Origin of the sequence: Streptomyces sp. SID4985 (assembly GCF_009863025.1) — a bacterium.
Classification (GTDB): Bacteria; Actinomycetota; Actinomycetes; order Streptomycetales; family Streptomycetaceae; genus Streptomyces.
Window position 1 is genome coordinate 1 of sequence record NZ_WWIR01000129.1, and the last position, 12,802, is coordinate 12,802.

Here is a 12,802-nt window from a genome sequence, read left to right on the forward strand (position 1 = left end):
GATGTACTGGGCCTGGCCGCCGTCGCGGTGCGGGGGGACCACCATCCGCCGGGCGATCTTGTTGGCGACCTCCGGGCCCTGTTCCTTGCGGACGATGTGGAGGCAGGCGTCGATCCCCGCGGCCGTGCCCGCCGAGGTGATCAGCGGGTCCTCGTCCACGTAGAGCACGTCGGGCTCGACGGTGATCCGGGGGTGGCGCCGGGTGAGCTGCTCGGAGTGGCGCCAGTGCACCGCGCAGCGGCGGCCGTCGAGGAGTCCGGCCGCGGCCAGCACGAAGACGCCCGAGCAGACACTGAGCACCCGGGTACCGCGCGCGACGGCGCGGCGCAGGGCGTCGAGCAGCTCGGGCGGGTAGTCGCGCTCCGCGTAGGTCTCGCCGGCCGGGACGGCGATCAGATCGGCCTCCTCCAGCCGCTCCAGACCGTGCGGGGTGGAGACGGTGAAGCCGCAGTGGGTGGAGAGGGTCGGGCCCTCCGCCGAGACCACGGCGAAGTCGTAGACCGGCAGACCCTCCTCGCTGCGGTCGATGCCGAACACCTCGCACACCACGCCCAGCTCGAAGGGGTGGACCCCGTCGAGCAGTACGGCCGCCACGTTCTTCAGCATGCTGCCAGTGTGCCTCGCGGCTGGCAGTAAATCGAGGGTGCGCGGCAGTCCTGCCAGTGCCGGTCAGGAGTGAAACGCAGGACAGTGGTGTCCATGAACGGAAACCAGATCGAAGGTCTCATCGGAATGACCGCCACCCTCGGCATCCTGGTCCTCCTGGTCCTGCCCTCGGTGTTCGGCATCGTGCGCGACCGGCGCGTCGACCGACAGCTCAGGCAGGCCCAGAAGGACCAGGGAAGGGAGACTCAGGCTCAGCCTCAGAAGTCCTCGTCCAGGTCCACGGTGCCCTCCACCGCGACCTGGTACGCCGACGGGCGGCGCTCGAAGAAGTTCGTCAGCTCCTGAACACCCTGGAGCTCCATGAAGGAGAAGGGGTTCTCCGAGCCGTACACCGGGGCGAAGCCGAGGCGCACCAGGCGCTGGTCGGCGACGCACTCCAGGTACTGGCGCATCGACTCGGTGTTCATACCGGGGAGGCCGTCACCGCACAGGTCGCGCGCGAACTGCAGCTCGGAGCCGACGGCCTCCCGGAGCATGTCCTTGACCTGCTGCTCCAGCTGGTCGTCGAACAGCTCCGGCTCCTCCTTGCGGACGGTGTCGACCACGTCGAAGGCGAAGGACATGTGCATCGTCTCGTCGCGGAACACCCAGTTGGTGCCGGTCGCGAGACCGTGCAGCAGACCCCGGCTGCGGAACCAGTAGACGTACGCGAAGGCGCCGTAGAAGAACAGGCCCTCGATGCACGCCGCGAAGCAGATCAGGTTGAGCAGGAACTTGCGGCGATCGGCCTTGGTCTCCAGGCGGTCCAGCTTGTCGACCGAGTCGATCCACTTGAAGCAGAACTCGGCCTTCTCGCGGATGGAGGGGATGTTCTCCACCGCCGCGAAGGCGGCCGCGCGGTCGTCCGGGTCGGGCAGATAGGTGTCGAGCAGCGTCAGATAGAACTGGACGTGCACGGCCTCCTCGAAGAGCTGACGGCTCAGGTAGAGCCGCGCCTCGGGGGAGTTGATGTGCTTGTACAGCGTCAGCACCAGGTTGTTCGCCACGATCGAGTCACCCGTGGCGAAGAACGCCACCAGGCGGCCGATCAGGTGCTGCTCCTCGGGGGAGAGCTTCGCGAGGTCGGCGACGTCCGAGTGGAGGTCGACCTCCTCGACGGTCCAGGTGTTCTTGATGGCGTCCCGGTAGCGCTCGTAGAAGTCGGGGTAGCGCATGGGGCGGAGAGTCAGCTCGAAGCCGGGGTCGAGCAGGTTCTTCGTCTCGTCGGACATCACTGGCAGGCCTCGCAGGACTCGGGGTTCTCAAGGGAGCAGGCGACGGCGTCGGGGTCGGCCACCTGCTGGACGGGGATGGTCTTGGCCGCCGGGGCCTGGCCCTGGGCGGCGCGGGCGATACGGGTCGCCGGACGCGAACGCAGGTAGTACGTGGTCTTCAGACCCGACTTCCAGGCGTAGGAGTACATCGAGGAGAGCTTGCCGATGGTCGGCGTCTCCAGGAACAGGTTCAGCGACTGCGCCTGGTCGAGGAACGGGGTCCGCGCGGCGGCCATGTCGATCAGGCCGCGCTGCGGGATCTCCCACGCGGTGCGGTACAGCGCCCGCACGTCCTCGGGGATCCAGATGAAGTCCTGCACCGAGCCGTTGGCCTCGCGCAGCGCCTCACGGGTGCGGGCGTCCCACACGCCGAGGTCCTTCAGCTCCTGCACCAGGTAGGAGTTGACCTGGAGGAACTCGCCCGAGAGCGTCTCGCGCTTGAACAGGTTGGACACCTGCGGCTCGATGCACTCGTAGACGCCCGCGATGGAGGCGATGGTGGCCGTCGGGGCGATGGCCAGCAGCAGCGAGTTGCGCATGCCGGTGGCGGCGATCCGCTCCCGCAGCGCGGCCCAGCGCTCCGGCCAGGTCAGCTCGACGCCGTAGTGGTCGGGGTGCAGCACGCCCTGGGCGGTACGGGTCTGCTCCCAGGCGGGCAGCGGGCCGTTGCGCTCGGCGAGGTCGGCGGACGCCTCGTAGGCGGCCAGCATGATCCGCTCGGCGATCCTCGTGGACAGCGCCTTCGCCTCGGGGGAGTCGAAGGGCACGCGCAGCTTGAAGAAGACGTCCTGGAGGCCCATGGCGCCCAGGCCCACCGGACGCCACTTGGCGTTGGAGCGGCCCGCCTGCTCGGTCGGGTAGAAGTTGATGTCCACGACCCGGTCGAGGAAGGTCACGGCCGTGCGGACGGTCTCGTCCAGGCGCGCCCAGTCGATGTCCCCGTCCACCACGAAGGCGCCCAGGTTCACCGAGCCCAGGTTGCAGACCGCGGTCTCGCCGTCGTCGGTGACCTCCAGGATCTCCGTGCAGAGGTTGGAGGAGTGGACCACGTTGCCCGGCAGCGCCGTCTGGTTGGCGGTGCGGTTGGCGGCGTCCTTGAAGGTCATCCAGCCGTTGCCGGTCTGCGCGAGGGTGCGCATCATGCGGCCGTACAGATCGCGGGCCGGCATGGTCTTCTTCGCCAGGCCCGCCGCCTCCGCCTTGCGGTACGCGGCGTCGAACTCCTCGCCCCACAGGTCCACCAGCTCGGGCACGTCCGCCGGGGAGAACAGCGACCACTGCTCGTCGGCGTTGACCCGGCGCATGAACTCGTCCGGGATCCAGTGCGCGAGGTTCAGGTTGTGCGTACGGCGCGCGTCCTCACCGGTGTTGTCGCGCAGCTCCAGGAACTCCTCGATGTCGGAGTGCCAGGTCTCCAGGTACACCGCCGCCGCGCCCTTGCGCCGCCCGCCCTGGTTCACCGCGGCCACCGAGGCGTCCAGCGTCTTCAGGAACGGCACGATGCCGTTGGAGTGCCCGTTGGTGCCCCGGATCAGCGAACCCCGGCTGCGGATACGGGAGTACGACAGACCGATGCCGCCCGCGTGCTTCGAGAGGCGGGCCACCTGGTGGTAGCGGTCGTAGATGGAGTCCAGCTCGTCCAGCGGGGAGTCCAGCAGGTAGCAGGACGACATCTGGGGGTGCCGGGTACCGGAGTTGAAGAGCGTGGGGGAGGACGGCAGGTAGTCCAGGCGGCTCATCAGGCCGTAGAGCGCGGCCACTTCGTCCACGGCCGGGGCACTGTCGTTCTCCGCGAGACCGCTCGCCACGCGCAGCATGAAGTGCTGCGGGGTCTCGATCACCTTGCGGGTGATCGGGTGGCGCAGCAGGTAACGGCTGTGCAGGGTGCGCAGGCCGAAGTAGCCGAAGCGGTCGTCGGCGGCCGGGTCGATCAGCGCGTCGAGGCGGGCGGCGTGCAGCGCGACGAAGTCGGCGGTGCGGTCGGCGACCAGGCCCTCGCGGTGGCCCACGGCCACGGACTCGGTGAAGCTGGTCACGCCCTGCGAGGCGGCCTCGGCGCGGACGGAGAGCGTCAGCAGCCGGGCGGCCAGCCGCGAGTAGGCGGGGTCCTCGGAGATCAGACCGGCGGCGGCCTCGGTCGCCAGCTCGCGCAGCTCGGCCTCGTCGGCCCGCGCCGAGCGGCCGCGCAGCGCGGCGGCGGCGACCCGGCCGGGGTCGGCGTCGGGAAGGTCCGCGGTCAGCTCGGTCAGGGTCCGCAGCAGCACTGCTCCGGGACCGTCGTTCTCCACCCGGTTCACCGGGGTGGCTGAAGCCGGGTCGGACGGCGCGATGGTCACGTGGGGCTCTCCCTCGCTGGGCACGGGGGCCTGGCGGAGGGCAGGGGAGGGCACGAGCGCGCACGCGTCGCGTCCACCGGCCCACTCCACGAGGCCCGGACGTCTTCAGGGCACCCGGACCGGACGGCCGGGCGCGCTGTCAGCAGGTCCTCGGACTGAAGCGGGCGTGCGCAAAGCACGCGAGTACACCGTTGCGGGACAGTTCCGGATTCGCACCGGATTCCCCTGCGGCGACAGCGAGCATGAGCATACATCTAGTGCCGCGCTGTCGTCGCACCCCCAGATGTTGTGTCTGTCGTGTGTCGCGGTGGTCTCAGAGCGTGAACTCGTAGGTAAGCAGGGCGATCTCCAGCAGGCCGGGCATGGGGTTCCAGTCCCGCTCGGGTGTGCGAACAAAGCCGAGACGCGCATAGATGCGATGGGCGGCGCGCATCGTCGGCTGAGTGGACAGCACGAGGCGTACACACCCCTCCACGGCCCGCGCGCGCTCCACGCAGGCCCGTACGAGCGCCTCCCCGGCTCCCTGCCCCCGGCCCGCGTGCGCGACCGCCAGCATCCGGATCTCGGCCTCGCCCGCACCGGCGATGTCGCTCATCGGACCGCCGGACGGGACGAACGTCACACCGCCCAGCAGCACCCCGTCCCGCACGGCCACCAGCACCTCGGCGGCGGCCGCCCGTTTCGCCACGTCCCGCAGCTCCGCCAGATACGCGTCGCCCTCCCCGAAGTCGAGGAGCCCGTCCTGGAGGTAGGCCTGTGCGGTGATCTCGCCCAGCTCCGCGTACTCGTCGGGGCGGGCCTGCCGGATGAGGAAGTCCATACCGTGAGTGTGGACGACAGCGGGCCGCCGGCGCTCTCGCGTTTCCGGCGGCCCGCAAGGGAGTTGAGCGACAGGCGGCTAGTGCGTGCTGCCCGCCGTCGCAGGCGGCAGCTCCACCTCGACGCCCGCGTCGCCCGCGTCCGCCGTGTAGTCGCCCGGCGCGGTCTCGTCCACGCCCTCGGGGGCCTTCAGGGCCTTCAGGACGAAGGTTCCGACCACGGTGACCACGACGTTCAGCACGAAGGCCGTCAGACCGATGTAGCCGATCTCGCCGATGCCCGGGATCTCCTTGGCCGAGCCGCCGAAGTGCGCCTGCGTCGGTGAGGCGACCCCGTACGCGGCCAGCGTGCCGTAGACCATGCCGACCGCCCAGCCCGCGAGCAGCGCCCAACGGTGGAACCAGCGGGTGAACAGACCGCCGACCAGCGACGGGAAGGTCTGGAGGATCCAGATGCCGCCCAGGAGCTGGAAGTTGATCGCCACCGTCTTGTCCATGGTGAGGACGAAGGCCAGCGCGCCCACCTTCACCAGGAGCGACACCAGCTTGGAGACCTGCGCCTCCTGCTTCGGCGTCGCGTCCGGCTTGATGAAGTCCTTGTAGATGTTCCGGGTGAACAGATTCGCGGCCGCGATCGACATGATCGCCGCCGGGACCAGCGCGCCGATACCGATCGCCGCGAAGGCCACACCCGCGAACCAGGACGGGAACATGTCCTCGAACAGCTGCGGGATCGCCAGCTGCCCGTTGGCCACCTTCACCCCGGCCGCGATCGCCATGAAGCCGAGCAGCGCGAGCAGGCCCAGCATCAGGGAGTACAGCGGCAGGATCGTGGTGTTGCGGCGGATCACGTCACGGCTCTTGGACGACAGGGTCGCGGTGATCGAGTGCGGGTACATGAACAGCGCGAGCGCCGAGCCCAACGCCAGCGTGGCGTACGTCCACTGGCCCGCCGGAGCCGGGACCAGACCGCCCGCGCCCGCCGTGGTGAACTTCTTGTCGGCGGCGGCGAAGATGTGGTCGAAGCCGCCCAGCTTGATCGGGATGTAGATGATCGCCACCGCGATGACGATGTAGATCAGCGCGTCCTTCACGAACGCGATCAGCGCCGGGGCGCGCAGGCCCGAGGAGTAGGTGTAGGCCGCGAGCACACCGAAGGCGATCAGCAGCGGCAGGTCCTTCACGAACCAGTTGGTGTTCTCGCCGCCGCCCACGCCCATCACGTCCAGGACGGCCTGGATGCCGACCAGCTGGAGCGCGATGTACGGCATGGTCGCCAGGATGCCGGTGACCGCCACCGCCAGCGACAGCCCCTTCGAGCCGAACCGCCCGCGCACGAAGTCCGAGGTGGTGACGTACCCGTGGCGGTGCGAGACCGACCACAGCCGGGGCAGGAAGGTGAAGATCAGCGGGTACACCAGGATCGTGTACGGCACCGCGAAGAACCCGGCGGCACCGGCCGCGTAGATCGCCGCGGGCACGGCGACGAAGGTGTACGCCGTGTAGAGGTCGCCGCCCAGCAGGAACCAGGTGATCCAGGTGCCGAACGACCGGCCGCCCAGGCCCCATTCGTCCAGCGAGTGCTCGTTCTCGGCCTTGCGCCAGCGCGCGGCCATGAATCCCACGACCGTGACGGCCAGGAAGAAGAAGACGAAGACGCCGAGCGCCACGCCGTTGACGCCGTCCTTCACTGGGACGCACCCCCGCTCTGTGCCTTGCGGGCGCGCTGGTCACGCTGCCACAGCTGGTACGCCAGCATCGTGAGCGAGGTCGAGACCAGCACCCACAGCATCTGGTACCAGTAGAAGAACGGGATGCCGATGAACGTCGGGTCCGTCTTCGAGAACGAGCCGACCCACAGCATCGCGACGAACGGCGCGAGAAGACACAGGCCTATGACGACACGCACCGGTGTCACCACCGGGGGCCTCACTTCGGGTGATTCGGACATGCCACCGCTCCGTCCCCTCGTTGATCAGCGTTGATCACTGCGTGATGCGCTGGCAATTTAGGTGACGGCAGGCGGGAGCGGAACCCCTCATCCGTGTATTGATATACCGCTGTGAGGTGCGGGGATCGGTGAGAGCGCCGCAGGTCAGTCCTGGGATCGCGGAATTCTCAGTCCACCGGCCGCTTCAGCCGGGCCACGCTGCATCGCCCCGGGGGATAACCCCCGGACCCCCAGCCGACCGGGCCCGCGGCGGGATTGTCAGTCCACAGGCCGCTTCAGACGCGCCACGAACTTGTAGCGGTCGCCCCGGTACACCGAGCGCACCCACTCGACCGGATTGCCCTCGCGGTCCAGGGAGTGGCGGGACAGCATCAGCATGGGCAGGCCCACGTCGGTGCCGAGCAGTCCGGCCTCGCGCGGGGTGGCCAGCGAGGTCTCGATGGTCTCCTCCGCCTCGGCGAGATGGACGTCGTAGACCTCGGCGAGCGCGGTGTAGAGCGAGGTGTACTTCACCAGCGAACGGCGCAGCGCGGGAAAGCGCTTGGCGGAGAGGTGGGTGGTCTCTATGGCCATCGGCTCGGCGTTGGCCATGCGCAGCCGCTCGATGCGCAGCACGCGCCCGCCCGCGCTGATGTCCAGCAGCCCGGCGAGCCGGTCGTCGGCCGTGACGTACCCGATGTCGAGGAGCTGCGAGGTCGGCTCCAGGCCCTGGGCGCGCATGTCCTCGGTGTACGAGGTCAGTTGGAGCGCCTGGGAGACCTTGGGCTTGGCGACGAAGGTGCCCTTGCCCTGGATGCGCTCCAGGCGTCCCTCGACGACCAGTTCCTGGAGGGCCTGGCGGACGGTGGTGCGGGAGGTGTCGAACTCGGCGGCCAGCGTGCGCTCGGGCGGGACGGGGGTGCCGGGGGGAAGCGTCTCCGTCATGTCCAGCAGATGCTTCTTGAGGCGGTAGTACTTGGGCACGCGCGCGGTTCGGACGGTCGCGCCGGCCTCGTTCTCCGCCCTGCTGACATCGGTGCTCATGCTCTGCCTTCCCGGCTCCGGACGCCGAAAGCGACCGACGTCCATCGGCCACGGCCCACATCGTGGCACGGCCGCGCGCGACCCGTTCCGGCCCGCACGCTCCGTGACTTCCCTGTATACCGTCGCTACTTCTGCTGGTCTAGTCCACGCCGCGTTTCCTGCCAGTGGTCCACCGGAACTGGTCCGTCCGATCTGTCGCTTGAGCAATGAAAGGTCCCTGCATATCTCGGTCGCATCACGGACGCCCGTGGCCCGCAGGAACACCCTTGACATGCTCATTGGCGTGGGTCAGGCTCCCGGTGCTGGTCTACACCATTGGTCCAGTTCCCGGTCCCACGGGTGGTACGGCGCGCAGCCGTGCGTCGCGGGGGAGGCAGGGGGGTGGGTGGCGTCCCTTGAGGAGGGTGGCGTGAAGCGCAGACTGACAGCCGCGATCGGCATCGCGGGCATGATCGTCTCGGTCGCGGCGTGCGGGAGCGAGAACGACAACAAGGGGGCGGACGCCAAGGAGCTGACCGTCTGGCTCACCGTCGACGCCCAGAACAACTGGCCCGAGCTGGTGAAGGAGGCCGACGCGGCCCTCGTCAAGGCGCACCCCGGCCTGAAGGTCAAGCACGAGTACTACGGCTGGCCGGACAAGAACACCAAGCTCGACGCCGTCCTCGCCACCGACAAGGCCCCCGACGTGGTCGAGATGGGCAACACCGAGATGCTCGGCTACATGGTCAAGGGCGCCTTCGCCCCGCTGGACGCGGGCAAGTTCACCCAGTCCGCCGACTGGCTCGACGGCCTCAAGGCCTCGGTGACGTACCAGGGCAAGACCTACGGCGTGCCGTACTACGCGGGCGGCCGGGTCGCCACCTGGCGCAAGGACGTGGCCGCCGCGTCCGGCGTCAAGGCGGTCCCGAAGACCTACGCCGAGCTGACCGCCGACCTGGACAAGATCCAGAAGAAGAAGGGCGGCAAGTTCAGCGCCTGGTACCAGCCCTCCCGCGACTGGTACGCCGCCATGTCCTTCGTCTACGACGCGGGCGGCGCCATCGCCAAGGAGAGCGGCGGCCAGTGGAAGGCGAGCCTGTCCTCGCCCGAGTCCCTCAAGGGCCTGACCGAGTTCAAGACGGTCCTCGACAAGTACATGCACGGCGACAAGACCAAGGACGAGTCCGACCGTCCCATCGTCTTCGGCCAGGGCAACTCCGCCATGATCTTCGGTGCCGCCTGGGAAGGCGCGACCGCGGCCGACCCGAAGACCGACAAGGTCGGCGGGCTCAAGGACAAGCTCGAGAACTTCGTGATGCCCGGTCCGTCCGGCAAGAACATGCCGGTCTTCCTCGGCGGCTCCGACCTCGCCGTCCCGGTCAAGTCCAGGGCCCAGGGGCTGGCCGCCGAGTGGATCGCCGCCTACACCGGACCCTCCGGGCAGAAGGGCCTGATGGCCAAGGGCAACCTGCCCAACAACAAGTCCGACCTCGCCACCCTGAAGAACGACCCGGCGACCGCCGTACCGGCCGTCGCGGCCGAGTCCAGCTGGTTCGTGCCGATGGCGCCCGGCTGGGGCCAGGTCGAGAAGGCGCAGATCCTGCAGAACATGCTGCAGAGCATCGGCACCGGCAAGCAGTCGCCCGCGGACGCCGCGAAGCAGGCCGATGCCGCGATCGACAAGGTCATCAACAGCAAGTGACCCGAGCGCGGAGCACACCGGCCCCGGACCGCTTCGGGGCCGGTGCCCGCGCACTTTCCGTCGCACGGGAACTTCCCGTCGCACGGGAACCGGCCGCCGCCCACCCGGGCGCGCGGCCGCCCGGGTACGCCCAGACCCACCGCGCGGCCGCCGCCCGCGTACGACCAGAGGGACCGCTGAGGAGCGCGCGATGAGTGCCGCAGACACGACCACCCCGGCCAAGGTGCCGCCACCGCCCCAGGCACCGCCCCCCGCCGCACCGGACAGAACGCGCCGGCCCGGCGCGAAGGGCGACGCGACCACGCCCTGGCTGCTGCTCGCGCCCTGTCTGCTGGTCCTCGCCCTCGTCATGGGCTACCCGCTGGTCCGGCTGGTCACCCTGTCGTTCCAGAAGTTCGGCCAGTCCCAGCTGTGGGGCTTCCAGCCGCCGGAGTCGGTGGGCCTGGACAACTTCTCGGCGGTGCTCGGGGACGGCGAGTTCTGGCAGGTCGTGCTGCGCACGCTGATCTTCGCGGGCGGCTCGGTGATCCTCACCATGGTCCTCGGGATGCTGATCGCGCTGCTGCTCCAGCGGGTCTCCGGCTGGGTCCGCACCCTGGTCAACATCGTCCTGGTGGCCAGCTGGGGCATGCCCGTCATCGTCGCCACCACCGTCTTCAAGTGGCTCTTCGACTCCGACTACGGCATCCTCAACGCCCTGCTCAGCAAGCTCCCCGGCGTCGACATGGTGGGCCACAACTGGTTCGCGAGCGGACCGCAGGGGCTCGCGGTCATCATGCTCCTGGTGGTCTGGGGCGCGGTGCCCTTCGTGATCATCACGCTCAGCGCCGGACTCACCCAGGTCCCCAAGGAACTGGAGGAGGCGGCCAGGCTCGACGGCGCGGGCGCCTGGGGCGTCTTCCGCCATGTCACCCTGCCGATCCTCAAGCCGGTCCTCGTGATGCTCACGACGCTGTCGGTCATCTGGGACATGGGTGTCTTCCCGCAGGTCTTCGTGATGCGCGGCGGCCACCCCGAACCCGAGTTCCAGCTGCTGACCACCTACTCCTTCGACCGCGCCTTCGTGGTCAACGACTACGCGCAGGGCTCGGCCATCGCTGTCGTCACCATCCTGCTGATGCTCGCCGTGGTCGCCGTCTACATGCGCCAGATGCTGAAGATCGGAGAGGTCGAATGAGCGCACCGGCTTCCCACGCCCCCCGCCGCCGCACGGCCCGGTTCGGCTGGAACGCCCTCGGCCTGTTCGTCTTCGTCTCGCTCGGCTTCCCGGTCTACTGGATGCTCGACACGGCCATCAAACCGGCCAAGGACGCCATCGACCCCGACCCCAGCCTGCTGCCCACGGGGTTCACCCTCGCCAACTTCCGCCGCGCGCTGGCCATCGCGGACTTCTGGGGCCCGGTCGGCCGCAGCCTCGTGGTGTCCGTGTCCGTCGTGCTGATCGGCCTCGTCGTCGGCACGCTCGCCGCGCTCGCCATCTCCCGCTTCGCCTTCCGCGGCCGCAAGGTCGTCATCGTCGGCATCCTCGCGGTGCAGATGGTCCCGCTCGTCGCCATGATCATCCCGGTCTTCCTGCTGCTCAACGACCTGGGCCTGTACGACAGACTCCCCGGCCTGATCATCACGTACCTGACCCTGATCCTCCCGTTCACGGTGTGGACCCTGCGCGGCTTCATCGTCAACATCCCGCGCGAGCTGGAGGAGGCCGCCATGGTGGACGGCTGCTCGCGCACCGGTGCCTTCCTGCGCGTGGTCTTCCCGCTGCTGGCCCCCGGCATGGTCGCCACCTCGGTCTACGGCTTCATCCAGGCGTGGAACGAGTACCTCTACGCCCTGATGCTGCTCAGCCAGGAGCACCAGACGGCCACCGTGTGGCTCGGCAACTTCACCACCAAGAACGGCACCGAATACGCCCCGATGATGGCCGGCGCCACCATGATGGCCGTGCCGATCGTCGTCCTGTTCCTCATCATCCAGCGCAAGATGGCCGCGGGCCTGACCGCGGGCGCCGTGAAGGGATAACGCCACCGATGACGACACTCGCCCGCGGCAGCGACACCCTCACCCGGGACGCGCTGACCGTCCTCCAGCCCGGCTTCACCGGCACCACCGCCCCCGACTGGCTGCTGCGCCGCCTCGGCGAGGGCCTGGCCTCGGTCGGCCTGTTCGGCCGCAACATCACCTCGCCCGAGCAACTGTCCGCCCTCACCGCGCAGTTGCGTACGGAACGCCCCGACGTCCTGGTCGCCATCGACGAGGAGGGCGGCGACGTCACCCGCCTGGAGGCCCGTACCGGCTCGTCCTTCCCGGGCAACCACGCCCTCGGCGCGGTGGACGACGTGGAGCTGACCCGCGCGGTCGCCCGGGAACTGGGCCGCCGCCTGGCCGACTGCGGGGTCCACCTCAACTGGGCCCCCTCCGCCGACGTCAACTCCAACCCCGCCAACCCGGTCATCGGTGTCCGCTCCTTCGGCGCCGACACCGACCTGGTCGCCCGGCACGCCGCCGCGTACGTGAGCGGCCTCCAGTCGGCCGGGGTCGCCGCCTGCACCAAGCACTTCCCGGGTCACGGCGACACCGCCGTGGACTCCCACCACGCGCTGCCCCGCATCGACGTGGACGCGGACACCCTGGACCGCCGCGACCTCGCCCCCTTCCGGGCGGCCATCGAGGCGGGCACGCGCGCGGTGATGAGCGCCCACATCCTCGTCCCCGCCCTGGACCCGGACCGCCCGGCGACCCTCTCCCGGCCGATCCTCACCGGTCTGCTGCGCGGGGAACTCGGCTACGAGGGCCTCATCGTCACCGACGGCATGGAGATGCGCGCCATCTCCGGCACCTACGGCATCGAGCGCGGCAGCGTCCTCGCCATCGCCGCCGGTGCCGACGCGATCTGCGTGGGCGGCGGCCTCGCGGACGACGAGACGGTACGACGGCTGCGGGACGCGCTGGTCGGGGCGGTGCGCTCCGGCGAACTCGCCGAGGAACGGCTCGGGGACGCGGCCCGCCGGGTGCGCGAACTGGCCGCGTGGGGCACCGGGACGGCCGGGGCCGGCACCGCGCCGGACGCCGGG

The 12,802-nt window shown here is 69.7% G+C and carries 12 protein-coding genes and 1 riboswitch; of the genes, 5 read left to right on the plus strand and 7 right to left on the minus strand.

Annotated features, from left to right (window positions below; translation table 11 throughout):
* Positions 1–606, minus strand: a 606-nt coding sequence (locus GTW40_RS05035; RefSeq protein ID WP_202485403.1) for a DJ-1/PfpI family protein, incomplete at its 3' end; no start/stop codon positions are given.
* A 93-nt stretch (positions 607–699) separates the two neighbouring features.
* On the opposite strand from GTW40_RS05035, the gene GTW40_RS32970 reads away from it, so the two are divergent.
* Positions 700–951, plus strand: a complete 252-nt coding sequence (locus GTW40_RS32970; protein WP_237525342.1) for a hypothetical protein — start codon at positions 700–702, stop codon at positions 949–951.
* Here the strand turns inward: GTW40_RS32970 and GTW40_RS05045 are convergent.
* From GTW40_RS05045 to GTW40_RS05070, 6 genes are all read right to left on the minus strand, one after another.
* Positions 864–1,877: a ribonucleotide-diphosphate reductase subunit beta gene (locus GTW40_RS05045; RefSeq protein WP_202485404.1), complete on the minus strand. Its 1,014-nt coding sequence runs from the start codon at positions 1,875–1,877 to the stop codon at positions 864–866. The two genes, GTW40_RS32970 and GTW40_RS05045, sit on opposite strands and share 88 nt — an antisense overlap.
* A complete protein-coding gene (locus GTW40_RS05050) occupies positions 1,877–4,255 on the minus strand; it encodes a ribonucleoside-diphosphate reductase subunit alpha (RefSeq protein ID WP_161178931.1) in 2,379 nt (792 codons plus the stop codon). Before GTW40_RS05050 ends, GTW40_RS05045 begins: the two co-directional genes overlap by 1 nt.
* A 123-nt stretch (positions 4,256–4,378) precedes the next feature.
* Positions 4,379–4,540: riboswitch (cobalamin riboswitch) on the minus strand.
* Positions 4,541–4,568: 28 nt separating this feature from the next.
* Positions 4,569–5,075, minus strand: coding sequence for a GNAT family N-acetyltransferase (locus tag GTW40_RS05055; protein ID WP_161178932.1), 507 nt, complete (start codon positions 5,073–5,075; stop codon positions 4,569–4,571).
* Between the two features lie 78 nt (positions 5,076–5,153).
* Positions 5,154–6,764: a sodium:solute symporter family protein gene (locus GTW40_RS05060; protein ID WP_161178933.1), complete on the minus strand. Its 1,611-nt coding sequence runs from the start codon at positions 6,762–6,764 to the stop codon at positions 5,154–5,156.
* Complete coding sequence (locus GTW40_RS05065; RefSeq protein ID WP_161178934.1) at positions 6,761–7,024, minus strand: DUF3311 domain-containing protein; 264 nt, start codon at positions 7,022–7,024, stop codon at positions 6,761–6,763. Before GTW40_RS05065 ends, GTW40_RS05060 begins: the two co-directional genes overlap by 4 nt.
* A gap of 258 nt (positions 7,025–7,282) precedes the next feature.
* The gene (locus GTW40_RS05070) at positions 7,283–8,047 is read right to left on the minus strand and encodes a GntR family transcriptional regulator (protein WP_161178935.1); all 765 of its coding nucleotides are present in this window, start codon (positions 8,045–8,047) and stop codon (positions 7,283–7,285) included.
* A gap of 409 nt (positions 8,048–8,456) precedes the next feature.
* On the opposite strand from GTW40_RS05070, the gene GTW40_RS05075 reads away from it, so the two are divergent.
* From GTW40_RS05075 to GTW40_RS05090, 4 genes are all read left to right on the plus strand, one after another.
* Entirely contained in the window at positions 8,457–9,728 is a 1,272-nt protein-coding gene (locus GTW40_RS05075; RefSeq protein WP_161178936.1) for an extracellular solute-binding protein, read from the plus strand.
* Between the two features lie 190 nt (positions 9,729–9,918).
* Complete coding sequence (locus GTW40_RS05080; RefSeq protein ID WP_161178937.1) at positions 9,919–10,905, plus strand: sugar ABC transporter permease; 987 nt, start codon at positions 9,919–9,921, stop codon at positions 10,903–10,905.
* Entirely contained in the window at positions 10,902–11,750 is an 849-nt protein-coding gene (locus GTW40_RS05085) for a carbohydrate ABC transporter permease (RefSeq protein ID WP_161178938.1), read from the plus strand. The genes GTW40_RS05080 and GTW40_RS05085 overlap by 4 nt, the downstream gene beginning before the upstream one ends.
* An 8-nt stretch (positions 11,751–11,758) precedes the next feature.
* A partial coding sequence (locus GTW40_RS05090; protein ID WP_161178939.1) for a glycoside hydrolase family 3 protein occupies positions 11,759–12,802 on the plus strand: 1,044 nt, incomplete at its 3' end.